Here is a 16890-nt window from a genome sequence, read left to right as displayed (position 1 = left end):
AGATATGGCAGCAGCAAAAGTTCTGGTTCTTATTCTCAACTACCGCACAGCTGAGATGACCCTGCGGGCGGCAGAGGCGGCCTTAGCCGATATGCCGGTCGGGGCCGAGATGATCTTGATCGACAACGCCTCTGGCGACGGATCGGCGGGGGTGTTGCAAAGGGCCATCACCGAAAGGGGCTGGGATGAAAACGGCCTGGTGCGGTTGATCTTGTCGGATGTGAACGGCGGTTTTGGCGCGGGCAACAACCTTGGCCTCACCTCGCGGATGTCCGATGGCAGTGCGCCGGATTACTTTTATGTGCTGAACTCCGATGCCTTTCCCGATGCGGGATGTCTGCCACTATTGATCACCCATCTGGAAAGCCACCCCAAGGCCGGTTTTGCAGGCAGCCATGTGCGCGGCGAGGATGACGTGACCCATTGCACTGCCTTCCGGTTCCCCTCCATTGCGGGTGAATTCGAAGGGGCGGCCCGCACGGGTGTTTTCTCGCGGATGCTCAAGAACGCCATCGTGGCGCCGCCACTGCCGGACCACACCGCCCGTGTCGATTGGGTGGCCGGGGCCAGTGTGCTGGTCCGGGCCAAGATGCTGGATGAAATCGGGCTGTTTGACGAAACCTTCTTTCTCTACTTTGAGGAAACCGATCTGTGCAAACGCGCCGCCCGCGCCGGGTGGAGCTGTTGGTATCTGCCTCAAAGCCGGGTTGTGCATATCGGGTCGGTGTCGACCGGGATGAAGGAATGGCAACGCATGCCGTCTTACTGGTTCGACAGTCGCCGCCATTACTTTGTGAAAAATCACGGTTCTGTCTATGCTGCCGCGGCCCTTGTGGCGCGGTTGGCAGGCGGGGCCATTCATCACCTGCGCTGTGCCATTTCGGGGAAAAACAGCCAGGATCCTGCCTATTTTCTGCGTGATCTGGCGCGGCATGGCTTTGGCCTGTCGCTTGACCGGCAACCCGCAACATCACGACGCCCCGCAACGGAGGACAGACCATGACCGCAGCTTTTATTCCCGCCGGTTTTGACGCCATTTTGATGGGGGATGAATCCCTCACGATTGCTTGTGGCGACATGTTGTTGACGGGCGGGCATCGCCTGCCTGCCGTTGTGACGCGCGATCCGGCTGTCCGGACTTGGGCTGAGGGCAAGGGCCTCAAGGTGGTTGAGCAGCCCCGCGATTTGATCGCGGCTGGCATCACTGCCGATTGGTTGCTGAGCATTGCAAACCTGCGGATGATCCCGTCCGATGTGCTGGCATTGCCCGCCAAGGGCGCAATCAACTTTCACGATGGACCGCTGCCGCGATATGCCGGTTTGAACACCCCCGCCTGGGCCATCATCAATGGGGAAGACAGCCACGGCATCACCTGGCATGTCATCGAAGGCGGCGTGGACGAGGGCGATATTCTGGCCCAACGGATGGTGCAGATTGCCGAGGATGAAACCGCCTTTAGTCTCAACTCCAAGTGTTATGCCGCTGGTATGGAAAGTTTTGCCGACGTCGTTGCACAACTGGAAAGCGGGTTGCTGCAGCGCACGGCCCAAGACCTGACACAGCGCAGCTATTTTGCCCGTGACGACCGCCCCGCCAATATGGGTGTTTTGGATTTCACCCAAGATGCCGCCAGCCTGTCGCGCCTGATGCGCGGCCTCGATTTTGGCGGCTATTGGAACCCGCTGACCACGCCCAAACTGATGGCGGGGGATCAGGCGCTTGTGATTGGCGGCCTGTCCGGCACCGATCAAACAGCCGATTGCGGCGTGGTTCTGACCGTGTCTGCGGACCGGATCACCATTGGCACCGCATCTGCGGCGGTTGAGCTTTCAGGCATCACCACAATTGATGGTGCTGCTGTTGACCTCTCTCGTTTGTTCTCGGCAGGGGACAAAATCGTCCCTCCTGCGCTTGCGCCCCTGCCGGTCAAGGATGAAGCCTTTTGGCGAGGGACCCTTGCGGGTGCTGATTGGATGTCTTGCCCCCTTGCAGGCCCGGCGTCTGCTGAGGATGGCGCAGATCTGCAATCGCGGTCACTGGCCGCACCAAAAGGACAAGACCGCACCCAACAGGCGGCAGCATTGGCTCTGACGGCACTGAATTCCTCGGGGCAGGACACCGGCACGCTTGCCCTGCGCCAAGACACGGCGCATCCGTTGCTGGTGGACCATGTGCCGCTGACACTCATTGCAACGGCGGTGACAACGGTTGCAGACGTCGTGGCGCAGTTCGAGAAAGATCTTGAGCGGGCGTCGAACAGTGCGGGTTTTGCCACCGATTTGGCGCTGCGCGATCCGGCCATCGACCATAGTGAGCGTACCGAGGTTGGCCTTAGTTTCACCGCTGATGCCGTGCCGGGTGCCGCGCTGACCCTTGCTGTGACCGATGAAGGGTGCAGCATCATCTATGACCCTGCCCGTATCGGAGAGGCCGCTTTGGCCCTGTTGGTGGCCCGTTTCGAAGCGGCGCTTGCGCAGATCGGGACAGCGCAAACTTGCGCTGATCTGTGGGCCTTGCCCGCGTCTGAGCGTGATCAATTGCTTTTGGGATGGAACGCAACAGGCCGCAGCTATGACCGAACCACCGTTCACGCGGCATTTGAGGCTCAAGTGGCCCGCACACCGGATGCTGAGGCATTGGTGTTTGAGGGGGAGGTGCTGAGCTACGGCGATCTGAACAACCGGGCCAACAAGCTGGCGCATGTTCTGCGCGATATGGGCGCGGCCCCCGGAACGCCCATCGGTCTTTATGCCGCGCGGGGCGTTGATTTGATCGTGGGCGCTTTGGCCATCCTGAAATCTGGTGGCGCTTATGTGCCACTTGATCCGGCTTATCCCGCCGACCGGATTGCCCATTACATCACGGACAGCGCCGCACCAATTATCGTGACCCAATCGGCGCTGGCCGGGCAGCTGCCCGCGCATAACGCACAGGTGGTGCAATTGGACAGCGATGCGCGTATCGCAGCAGCCTCTGCCGCCGATCCGGCGTGCGCGGCAACCGCGCAAGATCTGGCCTATCTGATCTATACCTCCGGCTCTACCGGCACGCCCAAGGGCGTGATGGTCAACCACGGCAATGTCGCCAACTTCTTTGTCGGCATGGATGACCGGATCGACCACGAGGCGGGCGCGGTCTGGCTGGCCGTGACCAGCCTGTCGTTTGATATTTCGGTGCTTGAGCTGTTCTGGACCCTGTCGCGGGGGTTCAAGCTGGTGTTGGCTGGCGATGAAAGCCGCACACAGGTGTCGGACGGGCCCATTGGTCTGTCAGATCGCAAGATCGACTTTAACCTGTTTTATTGGGGCAATGACGGCGGCGTCGGCCCCAAGAAATACGAATTGCTGCTGGAAGGGGCAAAGTTTGCCGATGCCCATGGCTTCAACGCGATCTGGACGCCAGAGCGGCACTTTCACGCCTTTGGCGGCCCTTACCCGAACCCGTCTGTCACCGGCGCGGCGGCGGCGGCTGTCACCCAGAACCTCGAAATCCGCGCGGGGTCTTGCGTGGCGCCTTTGCACCATCCGGCCCGTATTGCCGAAGAATGGGCGGTGATCGACAACCTGACCAATGGCCGCGTGGGCATTGGTGTGGCCAGCGGCTGGCAGCCCGATGACTTTGTGCTGCGCCCGGAAAACACACCGCCAAACAACAAACCGGCGATGTTCGAAACCATTGACCAGCTGCGCCGCCTGTGGCGCGGTGAACCGGTGGAGTTTCCCAAACAGGATGGCACGCCTCATGCCGTTGTCACGCAGCCGCGCCCAGTGTCCAAGGAACTGCCCGTTTGGGTGACCACGGCGGGCAACCCCGCCACATGGCGCGAGGCGGGCGAGATTGGCGCAAATGTGTTGACCCACCTGTTGGGCCAGTCGGTGGATGAGGTCGCGGATAAGATCAAGATCTACCACGACGCCTTGCGCGGAGCAGGGCATGATCCGGTTGACTTTAAGGTCACGGTGATGTTGCACACCTATTTGGCATCCACCCGCGCCGAGGCCGAAGAGGTCGCGCGTGAACCGATGAAAGACTACCTGCGCTCTGCCGCGGGTCTGATCAAGCAATATGCCTGGGCATTCCCGGCGTTCAAGAAGCCCAAAGGCGTGACCAACCCCTTTGAGGTCAATCTTGAGGATCTGTCGCCCGACGAAATGGAAGGCATTCTGGAATTTGCATTCCAGCGTTATTTCAATGACAGCGGCATGTTTGGCACCGTGGCCGATGGTCTGGCACGTACAGAACAGCTCAAGCGGATTGGCGTGGATGAGATTGCATGTCTGATCGATTATGGCATTTCGACACCCAAGGTTATGGAAGGCCTCAAACCGCTGGCCGATGTTTTGGCGCAATCCAACAAGGAAACCGTGCTGCGCGAAGATGATTTCTCGCTTGCCACGCAGATTGTGCGCCACAGCGTGACGCATCTGCAATGCACGCCGTCAATGGCGCAGATGCTGGTGACCAACCACGAGGCACAGGCGGCGCTGTCGCGGGTCAAACATCTGATGGTTGGCGGCGAAGCTTTGCCGGGATCATTGGTCACCGCGCTGAAATCCTGCACCGGGGCCAGCGTGCAAAACATGTATGGCCCGACCGAGACCACCATTTGGTCAACCACAACTATGGTCGCAAATGGGGCTGAGGCCACCGCGCCCATCGGCACACCGATTGCCAACACGCAAGTCTATGTTCTGGATGCAGATTTGGCGCCGCAACCTGCGGGCGCTGCGGGCGAGCTTTGGATTGGCGGCGGTGGGGTGACGGATGGCTATTGGAACCAGCCGGACCTCACCGCAGAGCGGTTTGTCAAAAGCCCGTTTGGTGCGGGCCGTTTGTACCGCACTGGCGATCTGGCGGCTTGGGATGCTGACGGCGTGCTGCACTTTATGGGCCGCGCCGATGCACAGGTGAAAATTCGCGGGCATCGGATTGAACTGGGCGAGATCGAAGCCTGCCTTGCGGCAATGGACGGGGTCACGCAATCGGTTGTTGTGCCGCGCGATGACGTGCCGGGCGGGCCGCAACTGGTGGGCTATTTCACCGCCAGCCGGACGATTGCCGATGCTGAGCTGACGGCGCATCTGTCGCGCGATCTGCCGGCGATCATGGTGCCGGGGTATTTTGCGCAACTTGACGCGATGCCCCTGACCCCGAACAAAAAGATCGACCGCAAGGCGCTGCCACGCCCGGACCGCCGGAAAACGGCGCGGCCGGGTAATGCCGCCACCAAAGCCGCGCCTGCCAGCGCGACGCAGGCCGCCATTGCCGAGGTTTGGTCCAAGGTGTTGGGTGTTGGAAATATCCGTGCCGAAGACAATTTTTTTGGTTTGGGCGGGCATTCCTTGCTGGCCGTACAAGCGCACCGCGATATCAAGGCGGCGCTGGGCGCGGATCAATTGTCAATCACGGACATCTTCCGTTTTCCTACGTTGGAAGGGTTGGCGGCGCATCTTGATAAGGCTCCCGGCACAGCGGCAGAGCCTGCCGCAGAACCTGCTGTTGCGGCGCCTGATCCGGCCAAGTCGGAAACCATGTCCAAACGCCGGATGATGCGGGCAGGCCGGACCAAGGCTGGCGCATGATCGAGGCCTGCGCCGATGACGATGCTGCGTTGATCCAAGCGGCAGTTGCGGCCCTGTTTGACGGGGCCGTTGCTGTGGCAGTTGCAGATCCACATCTGGTGCAGCCAGCGATCTGGCCGGAAGAGGCGCAATTTGTGGCGCAGGCGGTTCCCAAACGGCGGGCCGAATTTGCCGCCGGTCGCAGCGCGGCGCGGGCGGCCATGCGCATGTTGGGCGGCCCAGACATCGCCATTCCGGCAAGCGCGGACCGCGCACCAAGCTGGCCCGCAGGCTGGCATGGCAGCATCACCCACAATGATCGGTGGTGTCTGGCGGCGGTCACGCGCGGGGCGGCGCATTTGGGGGTGGATATTGAGGCCGCAACGCCGTTGAACCCCGATTTACTGTCCACAATTTGCAGTCCTGCCGAAGTGGCGCGGATTGCAGGCGCCGATCAGGGCATGCTCGCCAAGGTGGTCTTTTCCGCCAAGGAAGCAGCCTACAAGGCGCAGTATCCTTTGACAGAGACCCTGTTCGGATTTGATCATCTTGACGTTGTTTTGGCACCTCAAACCGGCCAGTTTCAGGCACGGTTTGTGCAACCTGCCGGTCAATTTGCGGCTGGCGATGTTCTGCAGGGCCGCTTTGCCATGGTGCGGGGGCAGATTGTTACGGCGGTCACCATTGACCCGATGAAAGAGTAAAGAGGCGTTTTGTGATGGCCAGTATGAGCCGACGTTTGACCCTGACCGGGCTTGCGCTTGTTGCGGCAGGCGGGGCGTTCTGGATGATGCGGCGGCAGTCGGGCAAAGCCGAGGCCGAGGCGCTTTATGCCGCGCCCTTGCCCGCGCCGAAGGGGGCGCTGCGGATCTATCATCTGGGTCATTCGCTGGTGGGGCGTGACATGCCTGCGATGCTGGCACAACTGGCGAGTGCGGGGCATCACTATGATAGCCAGCTGGGCTGGGGCACATCGCTTAAGGAACATTGGGAGCCGGACCTGCCGATCAATGGCTTTGATCAGGAAAACGCCCATCCGCGTTTCCGCCCCGCGACCGAAGCGATCACGTCAGGCACCTATGATGCGGTGGTGTTGACCGAGATGGTCGAGCTGCGCGATGCGATCAAATACCACGACAGTGCCCGCTATTTGGGGGAGTGGGCCAAGCTGGCCCATGCCGCCAAGCCCTCTGCGCGGATCTATCTCTATGAGACATGGCATCACATCAATGATCCCGAGGGCTGGCAGAACCGAATTCGGGACGATCTCGATGCTCTTTGGCGTGAAAGGTTGGTCTATCCGGCATTGGCCCAAAGCGGCGCGCCGATCCATCTGATCCCGGCGGGGCAGGTCATGGCGGCCTTTGTGCGTGCAGTGGAAACGCGCGGCGGTGTGGAAGGCATCAACGGGGTAGATGATCTGTTTGCGATCTCTGATGACGGCAGCCGCGACACGATCCATGTCAATGATCTGGGTGCCTATCTGGTGGCGCTGACCCATTATGCGGTGCTGTATCATCGCGATCCGTCTGGGCTGCCCTATCGGTTGCAGCGGGCCGATGGCAGCACTGCCGATGCGCCCAGCGCCGAGGCGGCGGCGCTGATGCAGCAGGTTGTCTGGGATGTGGTGCGATCGATGCCCGATAGCGGAGTGGCGGGATGAGCCTGATCGACGCAGTCTTTTCTGTTCTGATGGTCGGGCACAGCCTTTTTGGTCAGGACGGCCCAGACATGTTGAGGAACGCTTTGATCGCAGGCACCGGCGGCGCGCAGGTACAGGCGCAGATCATCAACGGTGCGCCTTTGCGCTACAATTGGGACCATGGTTCGGAGGCCGAGGGCGTCAATGCCCGTCAGGTTTTGCCCGAGGGAGAGATCACTCATCTGATCCTGACCGAAGCCCTGCCGCTGGCCAACCATGTGACATGGTCTGACAGCAGCTTCTTTGCGCGATCCTACGCAGAACTGGCGATTGCGGCCAATCCGGCGGCGCAGGTCTTTGTCATGGAGACATGGCACAGCCTCAAAAGCGGAACGGGCGAAGCGGTTGACCACGACGAGGGTGCCGACGTGCCGTGGCGCAGCCGGATTGATGCGGACCTGCCGGTCTGGGAGGGGATCGTTGACGAGATCAACGCAGGCCTGCCAAGGGGTGTGCCTGCTGCGCGTCTTATTCCCGCGGGTCAGGCGATGGCGCAACTGTACGATGCGGTCAACGCTGGCGAGGTTGCGGGTGTGACGTCGATCACTGCGCTGTTTTCTGATGACATTCACCTCAATGATCTGGGGCATTACTTTGTCTCACAGGTTCAATTTGCCGCGCTGACCGGGCAATCTCCCGAAGGGCTGCCGGGGCCGGGTAGGGGGCGCTGGGGCGGCGATGTTCAAACGGTTGATCCTGCGTTGGCGACTGCGTTGCAACAGATCGCTTGGGATACGGTTGCGGGCTATCTGGGCGAGGCTGTGGGTAACGCACCGGCAACCAACGCATCGGCTGAGAAAGCGCCGAACATGCCCACAGGCCCGCCATTGCCCGAACCTGCCCAACTGGTTGCAGCGGATCTGCCGCTGCGCGGTGCTGGGGCGATCGGGCTTGCGCCTGTCACCGATTGGTCAAGCCAACAGCCGTTCCTTGATGTGATGAAAACCGCCCGTCCGTGGTTTGGCCACTTGCCCAAACGATGGGGCGGCGTGGATCATGAGGTGCTGCGCGATGGCGGCTATCTGGATGCGTTGGGCTGGCCGATCCGGATGCCGGATGATCTTAGCAGTATCGGCACCGTGGTTCTGACCGACATGCCGGAGGCCGCCACATCACTTGCGGGGCGGTATGTGCTGCGTTTTGACGGGGATGTGGTGATTGAAGTCGCAGGGCGGGCCAGAAACATCCGTTATGACACGGGGGAGGTACGTTTTGACTATACGCCCGGTCCAGGCAGCGTGGATATCCGGCTGCTACGCATCGGGACCGCCGCGCCATTGGGTGAGATCACATTGGTACGAGAGGACCGCGCGGCGCTGTTGGATCAGGGGGCGCTGTTCAACCCCGACTGGACGGCGCGGCTGGCCTCGTTCGAGGTGCTGCGGTTTATGGATTGGATGGAGACCAACAATTCAGACCTAGCCGCATGGGAACACCGCCCGTTACCGGGCAATGCCACCTATATGGGCGGCGTTCCGATTGAGGTGATGATCCGTCTGGGCAATGAAATAGGCAAAGACATTTGGGTCAACGTTCCGCATCAGGCCACAGACAACTTTGTGCAACGCTTTGCCGCCATGGCCAGTGACCAGCTCGATCCGGGGCGAAAGGTCTATGTCGAATATTCCAACGAGGTTTGGAACTGGCAGTTTGATCAGGCCCGCTGGGCAGATGAACAGGCGCGGAACCGTTTGGGCGAGGACAATACCTGGATGCAGTATTACGGGTTGCGGGCGGCAGAGGTTGCGCAGATCTGGTCGACTGCCTTTGCCGCAGAGACCAAGGATCAATTGGTCAATGTGATCTGCAGCCAGACCGGCTGGCTTGGGCTGGAAGATGCGGCCTTAAACGCGCCCTTGGCACAGGCCGAAGGGCTATCCGCGCCCAAAACCGCCTTTGATGCCTATGCCGTGACGGGGTATTTCGGCGGCGTTCTGGGGTTGGAGGATCGCGAGGACATGGTCAAAGGCTGGCTTGCAGACAGCCTTGCCAAAGCGCGGGCGGACGCATCTGCGCAGGGTTTGAACGGGCAGGAGGCCATCGCATATATCGCGGCGCATCGCTATGATCTGGCCAGCGCTTTTGCGGGGCGCGAGTTGCATGATGGGGCCGTCAGCGGCAATCCTGAGGATACTTTGGCTGATCTCATCGGGCGGGTTTGGCCTTATCACGCACAGGTCGCTGCGGATCATGGGCTGGAGCTGATCATGTACGAGGGGGGCAGCCATATCGTGGGCCTTGGCCCGCAGATTGAAGACGCCGAGCTGACCGCGTTTTTCCACCATTTCAATTACACCCAAGAGATGGGTGACCTTTACCGCACCCTGCTGGCCGGTTGGCAGTCGGTGGGCGGCAAACTGTTCAACGCCTACTCGGACGTGTATAGCCCGACCAAATGGGGATCATGGGGGGGCTTGCGCCATCTGGATGATCAAAACCCACGTTGGAACGCATTGACAGGCAAACTATGACCGGCACCTCGATCCTGATACCCGCGCATAATGAGGCGGGATACCTGCCGGCCTGTTTGCAGGCGGTGCTGGCCTCTGATCCCGCCCAAGGCCCGGTCGAGGTGATTGTGATCGCCAATGGATGCACGGACAACACCGCCGCGATTGCACAGGGGTTCGAGGAACAAACCCTTCTCAAGGGATGGCGGCTCAAGGTGTTGGACCTGTCCGAGGGGGGCAAGCTGAATGCATGGAACGCCGGAGAGGCTGCCGCGGAAGGGGATGTGCTGATCTATCTGGATGCGGATGTGAATATCTCGCCGCCGCTGGTGGGGCAGATTGCCAAGGCGTTGCAAGGCGATGCCCCGCGCTACGCCAGCGGGCGGCCCAATGTGACGGTGCAGGATGATGCGCTGACGCGGCATTACACGCGGTTCTGGCTGACCACACCGTTTATGACCCACGGCGTGCCCGGCTTTGGGGTGTTTGCGATGAACCGTGCCGGGCGCAGGCGTTGGGGCCACTGGCCCGATATCATTTCAGACGACACCTTTGCCCGGCTCAATTTCCGCCCCGAGGAAAGGCTTTCTGTGAGCGCAGAATATGATTGGCCGATGATCGAAGGGTTCGCGCGTCTGGTTCAGGTGCGTAGGCGTCAGGACATTGGTGTGGCGGAGATCGAAGAACGCTATCCCGAGCTTTTGGTCAATGACGATCCCAAGGACAATGTCGTACCGGTCTGGAAACGGGCCCTGCGCGACCCCGTGGCCTTTGCCGCATTTGCCGCGGTGCGGATTGCCATCAAGCTGCCGATCCTGCGATCGTCAAACCGCTGGGTGCGGGGCCGTTAAAGCCTAAATGATGTGTGAGGCCAGTTTCGCCGCCTCAATCGCCACGTCATGCCGTGCCAAGGTGCGCACGCGGCCTGCGTCACCCATTTTGGTCAGTTTTTGCGGCGTCGCCTTGGCCAGTTCATCCAACGCTCCGGCCAATGCATCTGCATCCCCCGCGGGCACCATCCAGCCGGTTTTGCCATCCTGCACCAGTTCCGGTGTGCCTGCGATATAGGTCGCGATCACCGGGCGGGCAGCGGCCATCGCCTCCATAATCACCATCGGCAGACCTTCGGCAAAGCTGGGCATGACAAAGCCATGGGCGGCGGCCAATTCAGAGCGCACCCGCGCCTCATCCACCCAACCGGGCAAGGACACGCGCGATTGCAGACCATGCTGTGCAATCCGCGCCTCAATCATACCGCGCATTTCGCCATCGCCCAGAAGGGTAAGATGCAAATCAGGGTCTTCGGTTTTGGCCAGGGCGTCGATCAACAACAGCTGGCCTTTTTGTTCGACAAACCGCCCGATGGAGACCACCCGCCGGGGCCCTTTGGGCAGGGGGGCGGGATCACCAAAACGGGCCGGTTCAATGCCGCAATGCACCACCTTGATGCGGTCCCAGTCTTCGGCGGCGGCCCAGCGGCACAGCTGGCTGCGGCCAAAGTTGCTGATCGCGACGGTAAAGGCGGCGTGATGCATCTTGGTGCCAAGGGACAATGCGCGGGGCGCGTCAAATTCTTCGGGGCCATGCACCGTGAAGGAGTATTCCGGCCCGCCCAGCAGATGCGCCAGCATCGCCACAGCGGCGGCATTGGTGCCAAAATGGGCGTGCATATGGGTGATGCCTTCGGCATTGCACCGCTCCAGCACATAACAAGCTTCGGCCAAATAAATCAGATGGCGTGTGCGGCTGCTTTCGGAAGCGGCCCCCAAATCCAACGCCACTTTCGCCGCAGCAAAAAACGCGGCGGCATCCGATCTCAAAACCCGAAACAGCGCACGGCCCAATTGACCAGCCCCTTGGGCCAGCACATGTTCGGTCTTGGCGTCCTCGGCCTGATCAAGCGGATCAACCAACGCAGCGGCAGAAGGGCGCATGGCGATCCGATAGATGTCATGGCCCTGCGCCTCAAGCGCGTGGATCTCGCGGCGGATAAAGCTGTGCGAGGGCTGCGGATAGGTGTTGAGGATATAGGCGATCTTCAAGTGGGCTGTCCTTTGGGTTTGTGCCATCCTAACGTCAAATCTTGGCGCTGGTACACGGGTCTTGCAGGGCTTAGTCTGCGCAAACGGCAGAAGTGAGGCAATTTTTCGAGTGTTTGCGCGTATTTGGGAAAAACTGGGGGACAACCGGCTGATGGCGCGGGTGTTCCGCTCAGCGTCTTTGATCATTCTTGGCTACGGCGCGTCGCAGGGGTTGCGGCTGTTGTCGAACCTGATCCTGACGCGGCTGTTGTTTCCCGAGGCGTTTGGCCTGATGGCGCTGATTTCGGTGGTGACGGTCGGCTTGACCCTGTTTTCCGATGTAGGCATCGCGCCCTCCATAGCCCAAAGTAAACGTGGCGATGATCGGGCGTTCCTGAACACCGCATGGAGCATTCAGGTGGTGCGGGGCGGATTGCTCTGGGTTGCGGCCTGTCTTTTGGCCTATCCGCTGTCGGTGTTTTACGACCAGCCAGCTTTGGCCAGTTATCTGCCGCTTGCGGCGCTGTCGCTGCTGGTGAGCGGGTTTAACCCGACACGGATCGAAACGGCGCACCGGCATTTGCTGATGGGGCGGCTGACTGTTCTGGATCTTCTGTCGCAGGTGATCGGGTTGATCAGCATGATCGCGCTGGCGTTGATCTTGCAATCGGTGCTGGCACTGGTGATTGGCGGGGTGATCGGCGCGGCGGCTAAACTGGCGCTGACCCATTTCTATCTGCCCGGAGATCGCAACCGGTTCCAATGGGAAGGGGCGGCGGCCAAAGAATTGATCACCTTTGGCAAATGGATTTTTCTGTCCACGGTGTTTTGGTTCTTTGCCAGTCAGGGGGACAAGGCGGTGCTGGGCAAGTTTCTGACCCTTGAGACCCTGGGCATTTACAACATTGGTTATTTCCTCGCCAGTTTCCCGCTGTTGCTAGGGCATAACGTGACCGCAAGGGTGATGATCCCGGTCTACCGCGAGCAGACGGAACCAGCACGGATTGCCCGGCTGCGGTATGGCCTGTCGGTGGGGGTGATCGGGCTTTTGGTGGTGATGGCACTGTCCGGCCCGTGGCTGGTCGATCTGCTGTATGATGCCCGCTACGCGCTGTCGGGGGCGATCATTGTTTTGCTGGCGGTGGCCCTGATCCCGCAAGTGATTGGCATGACATATGATCAGGCGGCCTTGGCAGCGGGGGATTCGCGGCGGTTTTTTGTGTATTCTGCGATCCGGTCGAGCTTGCAGGTGGGCATGCTGTTTATCGGTGCCCTTTATGCCGGATTGATCGGTGCAATTATCGGTATGGGGCTGGCGATGGTGGTGTCACATGGGGTGCTGATCTGGTTGGCGCGGGCGCATGGGGTTTGGGACGCACGGCATGATGCACTGTTTGCTGTGGTTGGTCTGGCCACGGCTGTGGCGGCCTGCTGGATGCATTGGGGGGCAATTGCCACGCTTTGGGCCGCGTCTGGTCAGCCCTGACGCAATTTGCGGGCTTGCCGCGCGGCGCGGCCGCGCTGTCCGGCTTCGCGGCGGCTTTGCCACCTGCCTTTCAAACCACCACGGCCATCTTTATCGACCATCGGGATAGAGACCACGGGCCGCAACCCGGTTTCCCGCTCCATCTGGCGGGCCGAACGCACGACAGGGTTCAACAGTTCCAGCAGGAAGGCGATGCCAACCGCAACCATGACAGAGGCCACGGCACCGACCATCGCAAGGGTCTTGCGGCTGCGGGTGATGGCGGCCTCGGGCACCTGTGCCTCTTCGAGGGTGATCATGCGTTCGCTGCGCGCGCCAGCCTCAAGCGAAAAGCCGACCTCGGCCTCGCTGCGGCGGGTGCTGACGACATCCAACTGGCCTTGGATCTGGGCAATCCGGCGGGTGTATTGCGCCAACTCCAGCTCCACCTCGGGTGAGGTTTCCAAGCTTTTGCTCAGCGCTGTACGCCGTTGATCCAACAGCCGCCGCTGTGTGGTCAGGCTGCTGAGTTGCGCTTCGATCTCGCGTTCCTGACGGGCGACTGTTTCGGCGCGGGCAGTGCGGTCGATGCGGGTGCGGGCCAGCTGGGTCGAGATAATCTCGCGGTCCAGTTCCAACAGGGATGCATTGAGGTTGCCAATTTCATCGCGGCGAAACTCCAAGCTGCCCTCGATGGACAGATCGTTCGCCTTGCGAAAAGCAGTCAGCTCGGCCTCAAGCGCGGCCAGCTCAACGATCAATTTGTCTTCTTGTTGCTCAAAGAAATCCAGCGTTTCACGGGTGCTGACCTCGCGCTGTTCCGCGGCCAAAAGGCGGGTGCGATCGGCGATTTCATGGGCGACAGCCTGTGCGTTTTCGGGGCTGTCCATATTGGCGGTGATGGTGATGACCGAAATGGCGCCGTCATCGGCAAACCCTTCGCGCACCGCGGCCATTCCGGTGATCGAAATGGCGCCGCGCAAGCGGCCAACTTTTTCGATCTGCATCAGACCGGGCATATTTTCATACAGGCCAAATTTGTCGATAATCTCAAGCAGGCTGTTGCGGGCCATGACCTGTTGTTCGATCAACTGCAATCGCCGCGCCGACGAGCCATCAACCGTCGAAGGCGCCAGATCGTCCTTTACGATGGGTTGTTCGATCTGGATGACTTCGGAGGAGCTGTAGACATGCTGTTGCGAGAGCGCAAAGAACACCGACGCCACGCAGCCGAGCAGAAACACAAACAGGATCAGCCCCGCGCGACGGCGGAGCATGTCCAAAAAATCAGCCAACGTATAGATCGGACCCATGCGTGCTCTACTCTATTCCAATAACCTCACCCCATATCGCCGTTCCGATCAGGGGCCTGTCGTTCTAACCAGAAAATTCAGGCTAGAATAGGGCAATTTAATGTAGAAGGTTAGCGTTCTGTGACCGTGGATCAGCGGAACCGGCGGATGCTTGATTTGCGGGCGCGGTTCAGCACGACACCCAACAATGGCACCTGACCGTCCAGCATCCGTTCACATTCCAGCAAATCACGGCTGATTGTCTGGGTGCCATCAGACACCACCAGAACAGCGTCAAGCTGCGGCAGGAAGGCCGAAACATCGTCATAGGCCAACATCGGCGGCAGGTCGTAGATCACCAGATCAGGGTTCAGATCCTGCTGCATCCGTGCCAGTGTCGCGTGGGTCTTGGGATCTTGCATAACCTCGGCGGCATTACGTGAAGGCGATTGGTTGAGGCCAAGCGCCAAAGTGTCGGACACCCGCAGCAGATGATCTTGATCGGCAACCGTGCCGGACAGGTAGTCTTCCATCATGCCGCCGGACGGCAGGTCAAATGCCTGCGCCACGCCGGGATCACGCAGGTTGAAATCCATCAGAACACAGCGCGAGCCTGCGACGCGTGACAGGCTTTGTGCAAGGTTGGTTGCGGTGAATGTGCTGCCACATCCGGCGGTTGGGCCGGTGATGCCAATGTTGACCCAACCGTTTTCCAGCGTGGTCTGGCGCAGCCGGGTGCGCAGCAGATCGAAGGCGCGGGCAGATGCGTCGTCACGCTCGGCGGGCAGGGTGCTTGGCGCGGGGGCCATGGCATTGCCCAGCCCTTCGGTGATCATCGGAATGTCGTTCCAACCCAATGCGGGGCTTGGCGCGGCTTCTTCGAGGATCATCGGTGCTGGCGCTTCGGCCTGCGCTTCGGTCAGATCAAACTCAAGATTTGGCGCGGCAAGGGATTGATCCAGCAAACGGCGCTTGGCCTGTTCTGCCAGCCCCCGGCGCGGACGCAGGCTGTGCCCCATATCAGACGGGGCATCAATCAAAGCATCATCCATGTCAAAATCGGACATGTCTTCTGAAAAATAGCTATCTTTCATTGTCTTGCCTTTGGGTTTCTTGGCCATGTGCCACTTCGTTTTATAAGGTTGCCGGGATCGGGTTGTTTCTAACAGCCCGTCCGGCGCAATACTACGCCAACCGTTTTAAATAGGATTTTCAGGTCCAGCATCAGCGTCAGGTCACGCTCATAATTTGCATCAATGGACTTGCGATGGCTAAAGCCGTTGTCGTTGCGCGATGAGATTTGCCACAGACCGGTGATTCCCGGACGCAGCGCCTCATAGGCGGAGGCATCACCGTACATAATCAATTGTTCGGGCAGCATTGGGCGCGGGCCAACAATGCTCATCTCGCCGGTCAGAACGTTGAACAGCTGTGGCAATTCATCAAGCGATGTTGCACGCAGAAACTGACCCACGCGGGTCACGCGCGGATCATTGCGCAGCTTTTGCAGCTCATCCCATTCGCGGCGCATCTCGGCATCTGAGGCCAGATAGGTCTCAAGAACCTCGTCGGCGTTGCGCACCATGGTGCGCAGCTTGAGGATTGAGAACCGTGCGCCTTTGCGGCCCAGACGGTCCTGCGTATAGAAGGGCGAGCCGCCTTCAATCCAAAGCGCCAAGGCACACAGCATGATAATGGGCAGCGAAAATGGCAGAGTGATTGCCACAAAAGCGATATCGATCAACCGCTTAGCGAAATCGCGGTACATGTAGAAAGGTCCGGTCTTGCGCGCAACAGCGGCGTCCCAGACCTGACTGCGCGCTGCGGCACGCACCGCAACAGGTGCGGAGGTGCGGCGCGGCGCTGAAATGTCAAACAGGCCAAACTCAGGCCCATCCGCGTTAAACTTCTTCATGCCAAACCCCCCAGGGTTATTTGCAAATCATTCAGGTCCAAGTGACGGAGCATCCGCCAAACGGGGCTGGCCTTTCCTTGGCGCTTGGGCGGTTCGGGATGCAGCGGCAGCAGGCATCACCGGTTCGCTTGGGCGGCAATTCTGTCCATCCGGCCCTTGGCGGCTTTTTCTCGCCGCATTTGCGTCAGCAAAAAGGTAGGTTGGACAACAGGCGCAGTATTCTTGGCCCATCTATAGCATCTTTTAGACACATTTGATGCGAAATCTGCGAAACAAACTGTTTCCCAAACGGAGGAAACGGTTTTTCCGTTACGTCAGATTGTTGATTATTATGAAGGGGGTAAGTGGCAGCCCGTAGGGGGCTGCAAGAAGTCGCAATAAGGCCAATTGTCTGAAGTCAGCGCTTATGGGTCCAAATAGTGTCATTTGCTAAGAGAGGGTTTGTTGCTCATCGTAACCACCGAGGAGTGGACGATGAGAAAG

11 protein-coding genes are annotated in these 16890 nt (G+C 60.1%); 7 read left to right on the top strand and 4 right to left on the bottom strand.

Annotation, left to right across the window (positions count from 1 at the left end; genetic code table 11):
* Positions 1–4 precede the first annotated feature (4 nt).
* The 6 genes from C8N31_RS13390 to C8N31_RS13365 are packed head-to-tail and all read left to right on the top strand — an operon-like array spanning position 5 to position 10565.
* Positions 5–1003 (top strand): glycosyltransferase family 2 protein, encoded by a 999-nt coding sequence (locus C8N31_RS13390; protein ID WP_025050040.1) that lies wholly within the window; start codon positions 5–7, stop codon positions 1001–1003.
* On the top strand, positions 1000–5583 hold the full coding sequence (locus C8N31_RS13385) for a MupA/Atu3671 family FMN-dependent luciferase-like monooxygenase (protein WP_025050039.1): 4584 nt from the start codon (positions 1000–1002) through the stop codon (positions 5581–5583). Before C8N31_RS13390 ends, C8N31_RS13385 begins: the two co-directional genes overlap by 4 nt.
* Complete coding sequence (locus C8N31_RS13380; protein ID WP_025050038.1) at positions 5580–6266, top strand: 4'-phosphopantetheinyl transferase family protein; 687 nt, start codon at positions 5580–5582, stop codon at positions 6264–6266. The genes C8N31_RS13385 and C8N31_RS13380 overlap by 4 nt, the downstream gene beginning before the upstream one ends.
* A 23-nt stretch (positions 6267–6289) precedes the next feature.
* A complete protein-coding gene (locus C8N31_RS13375) occupies positions 6290–7225 on the top strand; it encodes a hypothetical protein (protein ID WP_025050037.1) in 936 nt (311 codons plus the stop codon).
* Positions 7222–9735 carry a hypothetical protein gene (locus C8N31_RS13370; protein WP_025050036.1) on the top strand — a complete coding sequence of 838 codons (2514 nt, stop codon included), beginning with the start codon at positions 7222–7224 and terminating at the stop codon, positions 9733–9735. The genes C8N31_RS13375 and C8N31_RS13370 overlap by 4 nt, the downstream gene beginning before the upstream one ends.
* Complete coding sequence (locus tag C8N31_RS13365) at positions 9732–10565, top strand: glycosyltransferase family 2 protein (protein ID WP_025050035.1); 834 nt, start codon at positions 9732–9734, stop codon at positions 10563–10565. Before C8N31_RS13370 ends, C8N31_RS13365 begins: the two co-directional genes overlap by 4 nt.
* Before the next feature lie 3 nt (positions 10566–10568).
* Here C8N31_RS13365 and C8N31_RS13360 read toward each other — a convergent pair whose 3' ends face one another.
* Positions 10569–11756, bottom strand: a complete 1188-nt coding sequence (locus C8N31_RS13360) for a glycosyltransferase (protein ID WP_037919126.1) — start codon at positions 11754–11756, stop codon at positions 10569–10571.
* Positions 11757–11907: 151 nt separating this feature from the next.
* Here C8N31_RS13360 and C8N31_RS13355 point away from each other — a divergent pair, with 151 nt between their 5' ends.
* Positions 11908–13221, top strand: a complete 1314-nt coding sequence (locus C8N31_RS13355; RefSeq protein ID WP_051544670.1) for an oligosaccharide flippase family protein — start codon at positions 11908–11910, stop codon at positions 13219–13221.
* Here C8N31_RS13355 and C8N31_RS13350 read toward each other — a convergent pair.
* The 3 genes from C8N31_RS13350 to C8N31_RS13340 all read right to left on the bottom strand — a co-directional run bounded on the left by C8N31_RS13350 (position 13212) and on the right by C8N31_RS13340 (position 16407).
* The gene (locus C8N31_RS13350) at positions 13212–14477 is read right to left on the bottom strand and encodes a GumC domain-containing protein (RefSeq protein ID WP_231476919.1); all 1266 of its coding nucleotides are present in this window, start codon (positions 14475–14477) and stop codon (positions 13212–13214) included. The genes C8N31_RS13355 and C8N31_RS13350 overlap by 10 nt on opposite strands.
* A 167-nt stretch (positions 14478–14644) precedes the next feature.
* The gene (locus C8N31_RS13345; RefSeq protein WP_156026926.1) at positions 14645–15586 is read right to left on the bottom strand and encodes a CpsD/CapB family tyrosine-protein kinase; all 942 of its coding nucleotides are present in this window, start codon (positions 15584–15586) and stop codon (positions 14645–14647) included.
* A gap of 68 nt (positions 15587–15654) precedes the next feature.
* Positions 15655–16407, bottom strand: coding sequence for a sugar transferase (locus C8N31_RS13340; RefSeq protein ID WP_025050031.1), 753 nt, complete (start codon positions 16405–16407; stop codon positions 15655–15657).
* Positions 16408–16890 lie beyond the last annotated feature (483 nt).

The organism is Sulfitobacter mediterraneus, assembly GCF_003054325.1.
In the GTDB taxonomy this organism is placed as follows: Bacteria; Pseudomonadota; Alphaproteobacteria; order Rhodobacterales; family Rhodobacteraceae; genus Sulfitobacter; species Sulfitobacter mediterraneus.
Note: the sequence above shows the minus strand (reverse complement) of the source record. Positions and strands in the feature narration are given on the sequence as shown.